18 protein-coding genes are annotated in these 13,596 nt (G+C 46.6%); 13 read left to right on the top strand and 5 right to left on the bottom strand.

Going from position 1 to position 13,596, the window contains the following annotated elements; all coding sequences use genetic code 11:
• Positions 1 to 57 precede the first annotated feature (57 nt).
• A complete protein-coding gene (locus NFU07_RS05790) occupies positions 58 to 312 on the bottom strand; it encodes a hypothetical protein (RefSeq protein WP_052650633.1) in 255 nt (84 codons plus the stop codon).
• A 44-nt stretch (positions 313 to 356) separates the two neighbouring features.
• Between NFU07_RS05790 and NFU07_RS05785 the strand changes: the two genes are divergently transcribed.
• The 4 genes from NFU07_RS05785 to NFU07_RS05770 are packed head-to-tail and all read left to right on the top strand — an operon-like array spanning position 357 to position 2,505.
• The gene (locus tag NFU07_RS05785) at positions 357 to 1,103 is read left to right on the top strand and encodes a DUF4230 domain-containing protein (protein WP_251475745.1); all 747 of its coding nucleotides are present in this window, start codon (positions 357 to 359) and stop codon (positions 1,101 to 1,103) included.
• A gap of 12 nt (positions 1,104 to 1,115) precedes the next feature.
• Positions 1,116 to 1,790: a uracil-DNA glycosylase gene (locus NFU07_RS05780; RefSeq protein ID WP_251475743.1), complete on the top strand. Its 675-nt coding sequence runs from the start codon at positions 1,116 to 1,118 to the stop codon at positions 1,788 to 1,790.
• A gap of 58 nt (positions 1,791 to 1,848) precedes the next feature.
• On the top strand, positions 1,849 to 2,106 hold the full coding sequence (locus NFU07_RS05775; RefSeq protein ID WP_251475741.1) for a YwdI family protein: 258 nt from the start codon (positions 1,849 to 1,851) through the stop codon (positions 2,104 to 2,106).
• Positions 2,107 to 2,127: 21 nt separating this feature from the next.
• Complete coding sequence (locus tag NFU07_RS05770) at positions 2,128 to 2,505, top strand: DUF423 domain-containing protein (protein ID WP_251475739.1); 378 nt, start codon at positions 2,128 to 2,130, stop codon at positions 2,503 to 2,505.
• Between the two features lie 50 nt (positions 2,506 to 2,555).
• On the opposite strand, the gene NFU07_RS05765 is transcribed toward NFU07_RS05770, so the two are convergent.
• Together NFU07_RS05765 and hemQ are read right to left on the bottom strand one after the other, a co-directional pair.
• Positions 2,556 to 3,569: a beta-carotene 15,15'-monooxygenase gene (locus NFU07_RS05765; RefSeq protein ID WP_251475737.1), complete on the bottom strand. Its 1,014-nt coding sequence runs from the start codon at positions 3,567 to 3,569 to the stop codon at positions 2,556 to 2,558.
• A 275-nt stretch (positions 3,570 to 3,844) separates the two neighbouring features.
• Positions 3,845 to 4,594: a hydrogen peroxide-dependent heme synthase gene (gene hemQ, locus NFU07_RS05760; RefSeq protein WP_235197125.1), complete on the bottom strand. Its 750-nt coding sequence runs from the start codon at positions 4,592 to 4,594 to the stop codon at positions 3,845 to 3,847.
• A gap of 172 nt (positions 4,595 to 4,766) precedes the next feature.
• On the opposite strand from hemQ, the gene lipL reads away from it, so the two are divergent.
• The 3 genes from lipL to NFU07_RS05745 are packed head-to-tail and all read left to right on the top strand — an operon-like array spanning position 4,767 to position 7,458.
• Complete coding sequence (lipL, locus tag NFU07_RS05755) at positions 4,767 to 5,588, top strand: octanoyl-[GcvH]:protein N-octanoyltransferase (protein ID WP_251475735.1); 822 nt, start codon at positions 4,767 to 4,769, stop codon at positions 5,586 to 5,588.
• Positions 5,589 to 5,643: 55 nt separating this feature from the next.
• Complete coding sequence (locus tag NFU07_RS05750; protein ID WP_235197123.1) at positions 5,644 to 6,948, top strand: HD domain-containing protein; 1,305 nt, start codon at positions 5,644 to 5,646, stop codon at positions 6,946 to 6,948.
• Positions 6,949 to 7,458 (top strand): YwgA family protein, encoded by a 510-nt coding sequence (locus tag NFU07_RS05745; protein WP_251475733.1) that lies wholly within the window; start codon positions 6,949 to 6,951, stop codon positions 7,456 to 7,458. It abuts the gene before it with no gap.
• Between the two features lie 11 nt (positions 7,459 to 7,469).
• Here NFU07_RS05745 and NFU07_RS05740 read toward each other — a convergent pair whose 3' ends face one another.
• Both NFU07_RS05740 and NFU07_RS05735 read right to left on the bottom strand, forming a co-directional pair.
• Positions 7,470 to 7,640, bottom strand: a complete 171-nt coding sequence (locus NFU07_RS05740; RefSeq protein WP_251475731.1) for a hypothetical protein — start codon at positions 7,638 to 7,640, stop codon at positions 7,470 to 7,472.
• A 36-nt stretch (positions 7,641 to 7,676) separates the two neighbouring features.
• Entirely contained in the window at positions 7,677 to 7,862 is a 186-nt protein-coding gene (locus NFU07_RS05735; RefSeq protein WP_052650641.1) for a 2-hydroxymuconate tautomerase, read from the bottom strand.
• Positions 7,863 to 7,923: 61 nt separating this feature from the next.
• Between NFU07_RS05735 and NFU07_RS05730 the strand changes: the two genes are divergently transcribed.
• From NFU07_RS05730 to argS, 6 genes are all read left to right on the top strand, one after another.
• Positions 7,924 to 8,439 (top strand): YwhD family protein, encoded by a 516-nt coding sequence (locus tag NFU07_RS05730; protein WP_251475729.1) that lies wholly within the window; start codon positions 7,924 to 7,926, stop codon positions 8,437 to 8,439.
• Positions 8,440 to 8,815: 376 nt separating this feature from the next.
• On the top strand, positions 8,816 to 9,649 hold the full coding sequence (gene speE, locus NFU07_RS05725; RefSeq protein ID WP_251475721.1) for a spermidine synthase: 834 nt from the start codon (positions 8,816 to 8,818) through the stop codon (positions 9,647 to 9,649).
• A 1-nt stretch (position 9,650) separates the two neighbouring features.
• Positions 9,651 to 10,523, top strand: coding sequence for an agmatinase (speB, locus tag NFU07_RS05720; protein ID WP_235197118.1), 873 nt, complete (start codon positions 9,651 to 9,653; stop codon positions 10,521 to 10,523).
• Positions 10,524 to 10,854: 331 nt separating this feature from the next.
• The gene (locus NFU07_RS05715) at positions 10,855 to 11,352 is read left to right on the top strand and encodes an antibiotic biosynthesis monooxygenase family protein (RefSeq protein WP_235197117.1); all 498 of its coding nucleotides are present in this window, start codon (positions 10,855 to 10,857) and stop codon (positions 11,350 to 11,352) included.
• Positions 11,353 to 11,491: 139 nt separating this feature from the next.
• On the top strand, positions 11,492 to 11,902 hold the full coding sequence (locus tag NFU07_RS05710; protein WP_235197116.1) for a YwiB family protein: 411 nt from the start codon (positions 11,492 to 11,494) through the stop codon (positions 11,900 to 11,902).
• Entirely contained in the window at positions 11,899 to 13,560 is a 1,662-nt protein-coding gene (gene argS / locus NFU07_RS05705) for an arginine--tRNA ligase (protein ID WP_251475713.1), read from the top strand. Before NFU07_RS05710 ends, argS begins: the two co-directional genes overlap by 4 nt.
• Positions 13,561 to 13,596: the final 36 nt, after the last annotated feature.

Raw genomic sequence — 13,596 nt, 5'->3', positions numbered from 1 at the left:
CAAAACTCCTTTTAAATGGATTCGTTTATCACTTTATTTTAACAAACGGCGAAACATTTACATAGTATTCAGCTTATGGGGAAACGCCAGTACATACGCGGTCGCAGCTGATAATAGAAAAAATAGGCTGGCGATGGCAGCTAAGATCCAGTTGCCGTTTCTGAAAAGACCAATTGCTATGATAAATGTTAGAATGGAAACAGCTGCCGCCATTGCGGCGATGACCCATAACCCGATGCGCTTGGCGCTTTCCGGGGCATGGTCCCCTTTGGTGGAGGAGATTGTTTTTATTTTTTCACGCAAGTCCGCCATAATCATCGCTCCTTTCTTTAATCCTATCACGGAGCGAGGATGAAATGAATAAAAAGAAAGAGGGAGAGGAATTGGCAAAAGACCCGAAGTTAACGGAAATCGAACGCTTATTAAAAGAAGTAAAAGGGAAAGAAGATACGAAAGAATCCGGATTCTGGAAGAGCATCAAAGTGATGATGGGCGTTTGGCGCAATTCATTTTTAGTGTTGATCGTCATCCTTCTTCTATTATTGATCGCGTTGCCTCTCGGAACTTGGTGGATGATCCAAGGCAGCACAGCAACGGAAAGCAAAGGGGCTTTTTTAGAGCAGATCCAGGATCTCAATGAATTGTCGACTGCGGAAGCTTTTTCGAAAGTGATTATTGAGCGGGAAGACAATAAAGTGTTTGGACAAGATATCGGACTTGATCTGCCGGGAACAAAACGCCAGATTTTAGTCGTGATTCCAGGTTCGGTCCGTGCAGGGGTGGATTTCTCCGAACTAACGGAAAATGATATTGAACTGGATGAAGAAGCGAAAACGGCTACACTTACATTGCCGAAAGCCGATTTTCTGGGAGGTCCGGAATTATTCATGGATAAAGCTGAAATATACACCTACGAAGGGCTGTTCAGTGGTGGTTCCGATATTTCCGAAGCCTTTGAATTAGCCGACGAAGCAAAGCAAATGATTCTGGAGGAAACTAGAGGACAAGGCGTATTGGAACTTGCAGAAGAAAATGCTGCACAATCCGTCCGCAGTATGTTCAATCTGGTGGACTATGACGTTACAGTAGAATTTGAAGAATAAGGAGTGGCCGATATGCCAAAGAAAATTTTTCGAAATGACTGGCAAGAAATTGTAGGAGAAGAATTTGAAAAGCCTTATTATTTAAATCTGCGTGAGTTCCTTAAAAAGGAATATGAAAATGAGACGGTTTATCCGCCGAAAGAAGACATATGGAATGCTTTTGAGCACACTGCTTACCGAGATGTAAAAGTCGTTATCTTAGGGCAAGATCCTTATCATGGCCCGAACCAAGCGCATGGCCTCAGCTTTTCCGTCCAGCCAGGCGTCCCGCACCCGCCGAGCCTTCGCAATATGTTCAAGGAACTGAAGGAAGATATCGGCTGTGAGAAGCCGAAAGACGGGACGCTGACAAAATGGGCAGACCAAGGGGTGATGATGCTGAACACGGTGCTCACAGTGCGTGGAGGCGAAGCCAATTCGCATCGCAATCAAGGCTGGGAGATTTTCACTGACGAAGTGATCCGCAAACTATCCGAACGCGAAGAACCTGTTATTTTTGTGCTTTGGGGAAAGCCTGCCCAAAAGAAAAAACAGCTTATCGATTTGGAGCGGCATTCGGTCATCGAATCGGTGCATCCGAGCCCATTAAGTGCGAGCCGTGGATTTTTTGGCAGCAAGCCTTATTCAAAAGTGAACGAACTGTTACAAGCTCGTGGAGAAAAACCGATAGATTTCTGTTTGGCCTGACGGCTTTTCCCTGTGCGTGATAAAATAGGATGATTAGAAGTGGAGAGGGGGAGTTCAAATGGCGATTGAAGCTGTCCGGATACTAACGGAGATTGAAAAGCATACCGCACAGGCGAGAAATGCTGAACCGGCAAGAGTCCGTGAATCGGTTGCGGCCATTCGGGCTTTATGCGACTTATTGCTGAACGATGAACCGCTGCCTGAATCCAGCAGACCGAAAGCGATGCCGCTCGCGTCTCCGCAAGTGCAAACCGTCTCATCTATCAACAAGCTCAAAGAAGAAGATGCAAACGGCGATTCATTATTTGAATTTTAACAGGAAAGTAGAGGACCTAATATGAAGTTTTTCTTAATTGCAGGCGCAGTCAATGCGATGCTGTCTGTTGCATTTGGAGCCTTTGGAGCGCATTTGCTCGAAGGGCGTGTTGCAGATAAATATTTGGACACATGGCAAACGGCTGTCCAATATCAAATGTTTCATTCCATTGGCTTAATAGCCATTGCGATTTTAATGAGTTCGTCGCTGATCGGCAACTTGGGTTCATTAAGCTGGGCAGGCTATTTGATGCTTGCAGGCATCATCATTTTCTCTGGCAGCCTATATGTCTTGAGCTTGACTGGCATCAGCGTGCTGGGCGCCATCACGCCAATTGGCGGAGTAGCTTTTATTGCTGCGTGGATCCTAGTGGTTGTGGCAGCTGCAAAAGCATTATAAATTGTGTGAAAAAGGAGTTGTCCCAATTTATTTTTGGGACAACTCCTTTACTATTCCAGTAAGTTTTTCAATTTTTCCGGGTTATCCACTTTCAAGGCGATTTGCGAAACCTCTTTCGTACGGCCGTAGAATAACGTCGCTTTTTGAGGCGCCTTGAAGTTGATGACGAGTTGAGGTTCGCCGGTTTCGATGTCGTTTGCGATAAATTCCAAGGCGTCTTTTTTAGCAGGTTCGCCCCACCGGATGGACTCGATGGAATCTAAGCGGAACGTCATCCGTTTGCTCAACCCGAGGGACAATTGGACAGAACCGTCTTTGACCGTCAACGGATTTAAGCGGATGGCCTGGATTTCAGCAAGGAAATAAAACACCGAGTAGATGTTCAGGACGAGCAGAATAATCGATAGAACCGCTGATTTTTCATGCAGGAACCAGTGGATGCCGATCGTTTCAATAACGATTGCGTGGATTAGCATGATATTGAAAGCGATGGCACTGGTGTTCTTATGGAGCGACACGGTATGAGAGTTTTCTGGTGCTTGTTTTTTCCAAGTAAAGAATGCGTAGTACACCATCAAAGCTTCCGAAAGCACAATCGAAACGAGCGGATTGGGTTTAACGACTGCAAATGTCGCAGGGAAAAGAGAAAAAAGCGGGCTTTCTGCCTGGCTTTTAATGGTCCGCAAGATTTTCGGGAAATGATAGAAAAGCAAGAAGATCAATGCAGCCTCTGCCGCTATGGCGATTGCTTCTAATCCGATTGCTACATAGACCAGCCCAGAGAATGGTTCAATGTAAGCAGAAGGAATGAGCAGGCGGGCAAAGATCAAGCCACCAGCGACAAAGCCGATGAATTGCTTGGTTGAAAGCCTGTAAGAAGCGAGCAAAAGAAGCGGTGCCACAAGCGCTAAATCGAGAAGCGAACCGCTGACGACCCAAATCGCTTCTTCTGGAATGATAATAGTGGAAAGAGGAGAACGGTAAAGCAGGAAATTGCTGGTGAGGACGAGTGCAAGCAAAAGTAAAGCCCATTTTGCAAACTGGGTTCGGCGCATGGCGAACATCTGAACACCCCATTTTTCTTTTAGTATAGCGCAGTGCACGGGAAAGGTCAGCGCTGATCTGTGACAGAATTCTGAAAACTTGAGCCGAGCAGGGAATTAAGGCATGCGTAAAGTATTTGAAGAGGAAAGGCATTGCAATCATGAAGGTTTTAATTTCGAGGTGCGGAAATATCAATTTGAGGTGCGAAAAAGCAGCATTGAGGTGCGAAAATACTGATCCGGGGTGCGTTCACAGCTCAAACACATAAAAAACCGCCCGAGGGCGGTTTTAAAACTTAAACTTCCAAAAATTTAGCTGTACGGTCAGCGTCTAAGCGAGTTCCCACATAGAAAGAACCGAATTCCGCATAGCGCGCGCTGACTTCGTCAAAACGCATTTCGTAGATCAATTTCTTGAATTGAAGAACGTCGTCTGCGAATAACGTAACGCCCCATTCGTAATCGTCAAAGCCGACAGATCCTGAAATGATCTGTTTAACTTTGCCGGCATAGCTGCGACCGATTTTGCCGTGGGACAGCATCAATTCTTTGCGTGTGTCCATTGGCAGCATGTACCAGTTGTCGTCGCCTTCGCGGCGCTTATCCATCGGATAGAAGCAGATGTACTGTGAACGTTGAAGTTCAGGATACAAGCGCGCACGTACGTGAGGGTTTTGGTAAGGATCTTCGTCTGATTTTCCAGCCAGGTAGTTGGAAAGTTCAACAACCGATACATACGAATACGTAGGAACGGTATAAGCGATCAATGTCAGCTTATTGTATTCTGTTTCAAGCTCACGCAATTCGTCCATCGTTTCGCGAAGTAGCATCAACATCAAGTCCGCTTTTTGGCCAACGATTGAATACAATGCGTGGGCACCTGTTTTATTTTCATCGGCTTGGTTTACTTTGTCCATAAATGCCTGGAACTCGTCGATCGCGAATTGGCGTTCTTCGTCCGTCAGCATTTTCCATGATACCCAGTCCATCGAACGGAAATCGTGGAGGACGTACCAGCCGTCTAATGTAATTGCAGCTTCATTCATTCTCTAAACACTCCTTTGATCTGAATCTCTCCCATCCAGTTTATCACATCGGCCATTCAAGTTCCTATAAAACAGAAGGCTGTCACCAATTCGTCATTGCTGCACCTGCTTTTCAGCAAGGCAAGAGTCGGGTAGACTGGAATTAAGCAAAATGCTTTTGAGGAGAATGAATATGAGCTTATTTTCACAACAAACCAATTGGCGTTTCTGGGACCAATCCTTGAGCGCAAAAAAACGTTCGGCGCTGGAATCGTTTGCGGCGGATGATACATTATGCGAACTGGTTGGCAGCGGGAGAAGTGAGCCGACCGTCCGGACTTGGGTCCATGACGATACGGTAGTGCTTGGCATCCAAGATCACCGTTTGCCGCATGTCGGAGCGGGTATGGAATACTTGGAAGCAAACGGCTACCACCCGATTGTCCGGAATTCCGGCGGTCTCGCAGTGGTTCTTGATGCCGGTGTTTTGAATATTTCACTGGTCGTTTCGGAGAAAGAACATGCCATCGATATTTCGGCTGGCTACGATATGATGCTTGAACTGGTGCAGGCACTGTTTCCGGAAGCACCAATAGAAGCTTACGAGATCGTGGGATCCTACTGTCCGGGATCTTATGACCTCAGCATCGGGGGCAAGAAGTTCGCCGGCATTTCCCAACGCCGCATCCGCAAAGGGATCGCTGTCCAAGTCTATCTTTGCGTCGAAGGCTCTGGTGCAGAGCGTGCAGAACTGATTCGCGGCTTTTATGAAAAAGGGCTGCAAGGCGAAGACACAAAATTCGATTACCCGGCAATCAAACCGGAAGTGATGGCGTCGCTCAGCGAATTGCTGGATAAAGAAGTTACGGTCCAGGAAGTTGTCATAAATTTATACGAATTGATCGGGTCGCCCGCGCCGCGCCCGCTAATGCCTGATGAGACTGAACTTTACGGATTTTATTTGAATCGTGTCGTTGAACGCAACGCGAAAATGCTTCCGGGGCCTCTTGAATGAGGTCCTTTTGCTGGTGTAGAATACCTGTTACGCAGGAAAATTTGGAGGTGGGCTTATGGATTACGCATCGCAAAAATTAGCTGAAGAAAAAGTGTTTAAAGATCCGGTTCACCGATACATACATGTGCGCGACCAAGTGATTTGGGACTTGGTGAGCACGAAGGAATTTCAGCGTCTGCGGCGCATCAAACAGCTTGGCACCTCATATTTAGTCTTCCACGGCGCTGAACATAGCCGTTTTAACCACTCCCTTGGCGTCTACGAAATCGTCCGAAGAATTTCTGACGATATTTTCCACGGCCGCCCCGAATGGGATGAAAGTGAACGGCTTGTCGTTTTATGTGCGGCCCTTCTTCATGATCTTGGACATGGTCCATTTTCACATTCGTTCGAAAAGGTTTTTCAAGTCGACCACGAGGAATTCACCCGTGAAATTTTGCTTGGCGATACTGAAGTCCATCGCGTCCTTAAGAAAGTGGGGGCGGATTTTCCTGCGAAAGTCGCTGAAGTCATTGCCAAAACCTATGGCAATAAACAAGTCGTCTCGCTGATTTCGAGCCAGATTGATGCGGACCGCATGGATTATTTGCAGCGGGATGCGTACTATACGGGAGTTTCCTACGGCCATTTCGATATGGAACGGATCCTTCGCGTCATGCGTCCGGTGGATGATCAAGTGGTGATCAAATCGAGCGGCATGCATGCCGTTGAAGATTACATCATGAGCCGCTATCAGATGTACTGGCAAGTATATTTCCACCCGGTTGCCCGAAGCGCCGAAGTGATTTTACGGAAAATCCTCCAACGTGCGAAAGAATTGAGCGAAGGCGGCTATAAATTTGCCCAGCCACCCACGCATTTCCTGTCATTTTTTGACCGCACGTTCACACTGAAGGATTATTTAGCGCTGGATGAGGGCGTCTTGATGACGTATTTCCAATTGTGGATGACGGAACGCGATCCGATTTTAGCGGACTTAAGCGACCGCTTCGTGAATCGGCGCTTATTCCAATACGTCGACTTCGATCCGGGGAAAGACTACCGGAAGCTTGGGGAACTTGCACAATTGTTCCGAAAAGCCGGAATTGATCCGGATTATTATTTGATTGATGACTCTACGTCCGATTTGCCATATGACTTTTACCGTCCGGGAGAAGAGGAAGAACGCCTTCCGATTCATTTATTGATGCCGTCGGGTGAGATTAAGGAACTGTCCCGCTTGTCCCAGATCGTTGATGCGATTTCAGGTAAGCGGCGCACAGACTATAAATTGTATTTTCCAGCTGAGCTATTGATCGATGGCAAGAAAAAAGCCATCAAGCAGCAGATACTGGAAATGTTAAGAGAAGGGGGAATTTAGTTGCTCCAGGAACATGCGAAAATTGTGGATTTTATTGCTGCAGCGGAAGGGATTACCGGACGCAAAAAGATGCAGAAGATGATTTACATCTTAAAGAAGATGGGCGTTCCTTTTCAGGAAAAATACGAATTCCATATTTACGGACCGTATTCAGAAGAGTTGACGGCCCGCGTAGAAGAACTTTGCGATATGGGGTTTTTGTCGGAGGAATTGGAAGACAAAGGGTCTTACGTCCAATATAAATACAGCGTTACAAAAGAAGGCGGCGATTTCCGGAATACCTTGAAAGAATCGGTGCTGGAAGATTCGGCTTACGCCGCAAAGCTCAATGAAAAGAGCGCACGTTTTTTGGAATTGACCGCGACGCTTTTGTACTTTGACCAGCTGGAACGAAGCGAACAAATCGAAAAACTCCATGTTGTTAAAGGGAAACTAAACTTTACAGAGGAAGAAATCGAAGAGGCGTTTGCTTTTATAGAAGAATTGAGTGCATTAAAAAAACTCCCGTAACGGGAGTTTTTTTATCCAAATGAATGGGTTTTTTCATTGTCTAGACTCCAGCGCCCAGCCCCTCGAGTCGCTTCAGCCTTTCCAGCAATGGCAAAGAACGCCATTACCGGCAAGGCTTCCAGCGCTTGTCGGAGGCCCGCAGGATGCGGGTCAGCTAACCGTTGCGACAGGAAGTCGCGCACTTAGGTTAGCTTCAGTTAGTGAACGCTTCCGCTTTTCTAAATATCAGAAAATAATTTTCCTTTAACGCCGTAATCGGTTTTCTTCATGTCTTCGATAAAGACGACAACGTTTTCGACTGGAGCGCCAGTCGTTTCAGAGACAGCTTCAGTTACTTTTTCGACGAGTGCGCGCTTTTGGTCTTCTGTGCGGCCTTCGAGCATTTTCACAGTTACGTATGGCATAATGGACACAGCTCCTTTTTTAGGGATATTCTTATCATATCAGAACGGAGGGAATGTACACATGGCAAACGAAGAAAAACCAAAACAAAAAGTAGGATTTACCATTATAAAGAACGACCCGACGGATGGCCATAAAGGCTATGGCATCGGTTCCTTGTCACTCGAAAACGTGTCACCGCTGTTCATCGACATCGAAGAGCAGGAGGCATTTATTGATATCGGTGCCATGCACGCCCGCAGCCAAGTCGAACGCGGCATCAAGTTTACGGTCAACCGCGAAGACTCGGAAGGCGGAAAACCTTATTGGCTTGTGTGGATCACGATCGACTTCAATCCGGAAGGCCCTTATTACGCTGGCGTGACGGCTTGTGAAATGGTTGTGAACCGGGAAAAACGCCGAGGCTATAAGATATTAGCCGATCATGTGAACCTCATGGATAAATCGATGAAACGGAAGATTATCGTCGAGCAGATGGACGAAAGTTCGAAAAAAGTCTTGGCTGAATACTTGAGAAGCCACAATCCCGAAATGTGGGAGCGCAGCGAAAATCAACTGAAACAAGATTTAAACGCATAAAGGCTAAAAAAATTTGTACGATTTGTGACATTTGCAATTGCTTCCAACAGGCGGTTGAAGTTGTTTAAAAAAGGCAGTACACTATAACTACAGCTTTTAAATAGAAAGCTAGGACACCTGATTGCGGACAAGTGACGTGAGCCATTGCGAGAAAACCCAAGCCCAATGCCTCATGTCTCTTTCTTCGCGCCGTCAGGCATAAAAAGGTTTTCTGTACAGGGAAAAGTTCTCTGCGCAGAAAACCTTTTTATTTTGGGGATAATTGGATGGGATTCGGGTAAAGAAGACTGTGCAAATAATGATTGCACTTTCGTTGAAAAGATTTATACTTTTTTAAGTAGATTTTAATCTGAAAGTTAAAGGAGTTTGATTATAAATGGCAGGATTCTGGTATACAGAAAAACAGACCGAGAATTTCGGGATTACAATGAAAATCAACAAGACGCTTCACACGGAGCAAACGGATTTCCAATATTTAGAAATGGCTGAAACGGCGGAATGGGGAAATATGCTTTTCCTCGACGGCATGGTCATGACTTCTGAAAAAGATGAATTCGTCTACCATGAAATGGTGGCACATGTTCCATTGTTCACGCACCCGAACCCGGAGAACGTGTTGGTTGTAGGCGGCGGAGACGGCGGCGTTATCCGTGAAGTGCTGAAACACCCTTCTGTTAAAAAAGCGACGCTTGTCGACATTGACGGCAAAGTGATCGAGTACTCGAAAAAATTCCTGCCATCTATTGCGTCAGGCCTTGAAGATCCACGTGTAGACGTCATCGTTGGCGATGGCTTCATGCACATTGCAGAATCTGAAAATAAATACGATGTGATCATGGTTGATTCTACGGAGCCGGTCGGGCCAGCTGTGAATTTATTCACAAAAGGCTTTTACGCTGGCATTTCACGCGCGTTAAAAGAAGACGGCATTTTCGTCGCCCAATCGGACAACCCATGGTTCAAAGCGGATTTGATCACACAAGTCCAAAAAGACGTGAAGGAAATTTTCCCGATTACGAAATTGTACTTGGCGAACATCCCGACGTACCCATCAGGCCTTTGGGCGTTTACAATCGGTTCGAAGAAATACGATCCGACAGCTGTTCCAGCTGAACGCTTCCATGACATCGAAACAAAGTATTACACGAAAGAATTGCATAACGCGGCATTCGTCTTGCCGAAATTCGTGAAAGATATGGCAGGCGAATAAGATGCGCTTCGACGAGACGTATTCTGGAAAAGTATTTATCAAAAGCCATCCGAATTATGAAGAATCGAAAGCGGTCCTTTACGGCATGCCGATGGACTGGACAGTCAGCTACCGTCCCGGTTCCCGGTTTGGCCCGAACAAAATCCGTGAAGTGTCGATCGGCCTGGAAGAGTATAGCCCTTACCTAGACCGTGAACTGGATGACGTGAAATTCTTCGATGCCGGCGATATCCCATTGCCATTCGGCAATCCGGAAAAATCGCTGCTTGAAATCGAAACGTATATCCATACTTTATTGGCAGACAATAAAATCCCAATCGGCATGGGCGGCGAACATCTAGTATCGCTTCCGGTGATGAAGGCAGTTGCGAGCAAATACGATGATTTAGCGATCATCCATTTTGATGCGCACACCGATCTTCGCGAAAACTACGAAGGCGAAGAATATTCGCATTCGACGCCGATCCGCAAAATCGCAGATCATATCGGACCGAAAAACGTTTATTCGTTCGGCATCCGTTCAGGAATGAAAGAAGAATTCATCTGGGCAAAAGAAAACGGCATGCACATTTCCATGTTCGAAGTATTGGAACCATTGAAAGAAGTATTGCCGACACTTTCTGGCCGTCCAGTTTATGTGACGATTGATATCGACGTCCTGGATCCGGCGCATGCACCGGGTACTGGAACCGTTGACGCAGGCGGCATCACTTCCCGCGAGCTGCTCGCATCGATCCACGCTATTGCCGCTTCAGGCGTCAATGTCGTCGGCTTCGATTTGGTGGAAGTGTCTCCGGTTTACGACCACTCCGACCAAACAGCCAACACCGCGAGCAAATTGCTGCGCGAAATGATTTTAGGCTGGGTGAAGTAGGAAAAGCGTAGCCGCCTCGACAGCCGCGACAAGCGCTGGAAGTCAGAGCGGGAATGGCGTTCTTCAGCCATTGCTGATATGACTGAAGCGACCTCGAGCGGCTAGGCGGCGAAGCTGGACAATAAGAAAAGCGGAAACGGCCTGGAAATCTCCAGGCCGTTTTTTATTTCGGCAACTTTTCGGACGGCGGAATGCAGTTTCTTGGTGAATGATCATAAAATGGCGAAAGTCGCTCATAAAAACACAAAACTCGCTCGTAAGACCTGCAAAATAGAATCTTTCAAAAAGAAACGGTAAGATGAGAGAGAAAATATTGAAAGAGGTGCTGACGATGGAATTATATAAGTGGACTGGACCGCGCGACCAGGGGGTATCGATCCTTGCGTCCTCGCCGAATTCGCGATTGATTTACTTGGTGGACGGCGAAGAGGCAACGGTATTGTTTGAAGCGGAAGATGGCACATCGGCGCAAGGGTTTGAAGCATTTCAGATCTTGAACGCAGTCGGTGATATCAATGACGGCTTTTATGCGGTCTTCAATAACATTCCGGTAACTGAGGAAGGACGCGAGCTGTTTGAAGCGCGCTTTCAAAATCGCGCCGGCAAAGTGGAAGAAGAGCCGGGGTTTGCGGCGATCCGGGTACTTCGCCCGCTAAATTCAGATACGTATATCATTTTGACTTTGTGGAAAGATGAAGAATCGTTTACAAACTGGCAGCAATCCCAAGCCTATAGCCATGCCCATGCGAAACGCGGCACAGCAGAAGGCATTGATAAACGCCCGAATGTTTTTCCGCGCCCTTCTTTCGTTAAAACGTATACGCGATAAATGGCTCCAAGTGGCGCACAGCATGGCTGTGCGCCATTTTTTTATGCGATGCCGCGAGCTATCCCAAACTTAATTGAAAAACCAGTGCAAAACAGGCTATAATATAAAGGTTATCAATCGACAGGAAGGCGGAAGCGTTTTGAAGAAATTCGTGAAAATCAAACTGACAACTAAAATCCGCCAACCGGATGTTGAAGAGCAAGTGTTGGAAATGCGGTCGGAAGGCACAATGACGGTTAAAAATAACCGGCTTTATTTGCAATATGAAGAGCAGCTTGAAGAGCTCAGCATCCGAACCACAGTGAAAATCAGCGATGATGAAGCAGTAATCATGAGAAGCGGAGGCTTGCAGATGCGCCTGCCGTTTTTATTACATAAAGAGCAAACGGGGAATTTAACGAACGAACAAGGGTCTTTTATGCTGACGACGAAAGCGCACGAATTATCAGCAAGCGATACGCGTTTCAAAGTTCGATACGATCTGGCGATGGGCTCATCCCATGTCGGGGAATACGAAATGGAAATACAATTTACGGAGGGTAAATCATGAATGCAGTAGAAAAAGTGCAACAGGCCATCAAATTGGCCATCAGTGAAGCGGTTCAAAAAGCCGAATTAACAACCGAACCAATGGAAATCCATTTGGAATCTCCAAAAGACAAAGCGAACGGCGATTATGCAACGAATATCGCCATGCAATTGACGCGCATCGCTAAAAAAGCACCGCGTGCGATTGCGGAAGCGATTGTGGAAAACCTGGATAAAGAATCAGCGAATATTGAAAAAGTGGAAATTGCAGGACCTGGCTTTATCAATATCACGATTAAGAAAGACTATTTACTGGATGTCGTCAAAACCGTATTGGAGCAGAAGGAAGATTACGGCCGCACCAATTCCGGCGCAGGCGAACGCATTCAAGTCGAGTTCGTTTCAGCAAACCCGACTGGTGACTTGCATCTTGGCCATGCCCGCGGTTCGTCTGTCGGCGATTCGCTTTGCAATGTACTCGACCTTGCAGGCTATGACGTTTCACGTGAATATTACATCAACGATGCCGGAAACCAGATCAATAATTTGGCGCTTTCGATCGAAGCCCGTTATTTTGAGGCATTAGGAAAAGGCGACAGCATGCCGGAAGACGGCTATCGCGGACAAGACATCAAAGATATCGCGGAAGACCTTGTAAAAGAACACGGCGATAAATTTGTTGCGATGACGCATGAAGAGCGTTTTGAAGCTTTCCGTAAACACGGCTTGAAAGTGGAGTTGGCGAAGCTTCAGAAAGACCTTGCGGATTTCCGTGTGGAATTCGATGTATGGTATCCGGAATCATCCCTTTATGAAAATGGCAAAATCGATAAAGCATTAGCGAAACTTCGCGAAAATGGCCATGTCTATGAAGAAGACGGCGCTACATGGTTCCGTTCAACGGCATTCGGAGACGATAAAGACCGCGTATTGATCAAGAACGACGGATCTTACACGTATTTGACTCCGGATATCGCTTACCATGAAGATAAATTGCAGCGTGGATTTGATAAATTGATCAATATTTGGGGCGCTGACCACCATGGCTATATTCCGCGTATGAAAGCGGCAATCGAAGCGCTTGGCTACGACCGCGACACGTTGGAAGTGAACATCGTGCAGATGGTTCAGCTTTACAAAGACGGCGAGAAGATGAAGATGAGCAAACGTACTGGCAAAGCGGTCACCATGCGTGAATTGGTTGAGCTGGTCGGCTTAGACGCAGTCCGTTATTTCTTCGCGATGCGCTCAGGCGATTCGCATATGGACTTTGATTTGGATTTGGCCGTTTCCCAGTCCAACGAAAACCCGGTTTACTATTCGCAATATGCGCATGCCCGTATCTGTTCGATTGTGCGCCAGGCAGAAGAGCAAGGTTTCATCGCTTCAACTGACCATCTGGAATTATTGTCATCAGAAAAAGAAGTAGATGTTTTGAAGAAAATCGGCGATTTCCCGAAAGTGGTTGCCGATGCTGCGAAGCTGCGTGCACCGCACCGCATCACGACGTACATTCAAGATCTTGCTTCGAACTTCCATAGCTTCTACAATGCCAATAAAGTATTGGATGCGACGAATGAAGACTTGACGCGTGCACGTCTGGCATTGATTACGGCAGTTAGAACGACGATTGCGAATGCGTTAAAAGTGATCGGCGTTTCTGCACCGGATAAAATGTAAACTTTCTGTTTTTTAACTGAATGTGTATAATGAAAA

The organism is Planococcus sp. NCCP-2050 (assembly GCF_023708025.1).
GTDB lineage: Bacteria > Bacillota > Bacilli > Bacillales_A > Planococcaceae > Planococcus.
This window is presented reverse-complemented; position numbering and strand designations above follow the sequence as displayed.

Bases quoted from the DNA above. Each gene is read 5' to 3' on its own strand.
- NFU07_RS05790 (WP_052650633.1), bottom strand. From the start codon at position 312: ATGGCGGACTTGCGTGAAAAAATAAAAACAATCTCCTCCACCAAAGGG.
- NFU07_RS05785 (WP_251475745.1), top strand. From the start codon at position 357: ATGAATAAAAAGAAAGAGGGAGAGGAATTGGCAAAAGACCCGAAGTTA.
- NFU07_RS05780 (WP_251475743.1), top strand. From the start codon at position 1,116: ATGCCAAAGAAAATTTTTCGAAATGACTGGCAAGAAATTGTAGGAGAA.
- NFU07_RS05775 (WP_251475741.1), top strand. From the start codon at position 1,849: ATGGCGATTGAAGCTGTCCGGATACTAACGGAGATTGAAAAGCATACC.
- NFU07_RS05770 (WP_251475739.1), top strand. From the start codon at position 2,128: ATGAAGTTTTTCTTAATTGCAGGCGCAGTCAATGCGATGCTGTCTGTT.
- NFU07_RS05765 (WP_251475737.1), bottom strand. From the start codon at position 3,569: ATGTTCGCCATGCGCCGAACCCAGTTTGCAAAATGGGCTTTACTTTTG.
- hemQ (WP_235197125.1), bottom strand. From the start codon at position 4,594: ATGAATGAAGCTGCAATTACATTAGACGGCTGGTACGTCCTCCACGAT.
- lipL (WP_251475735.1), top strand. From the start codon at position 4,767: ATGAGCTTATTTTCACAACAAACCAATTGGCGTTTCTGGGACCAATCC.
- NFU07_RS05750 (WP_235197123.1), top strand. From the start codon at position 5,644: ATGGATTACGCATCGCAAAAATTAGCTGAAGAAAAAGTGTTTAAAGAT.
- NFU07_RS05735 (WP_052650641.1), bottom strand. From the start codon at position 7,862: ATGCCATACGTAACTGTGAAAATGCTCGAAGGCCGCACAGAAGACCAA.
- NFU07_RS05730 (WP_251475729.1), top strand. From the start codon at position 7,924: ATGGCAAACGAAGAAAAACCAAAACAAAAAGTAGGATTTACCATTATA.
- speE (WP_251475721.1), top strand. From the start codon at position 8,816: ATGGCAGGATTCTGGTATACAGAAAAACAGACCGAGAATTTCGGGATT.
- speB (WP_235197118.1), top strand. From the start codon at position 9,651: ATGCGCTTCGACGAGACGTATTCTGGAAAAGTATTTATCAAAAGCCAT.
- NFU07_RS05715 (WP_235197117.1), top strand. From the start codon at position 10,855: ATGGAATTATATAAGTGGACTGGACCGCGCGACCAGGGGGTATCGATC.
- argS (WP_251475713.1), top strand. From the start codon at position 11,899: ATGAATGCAGTAGAAAAAGTGCAACAGGCCATCAAATTGGCCATCAGT.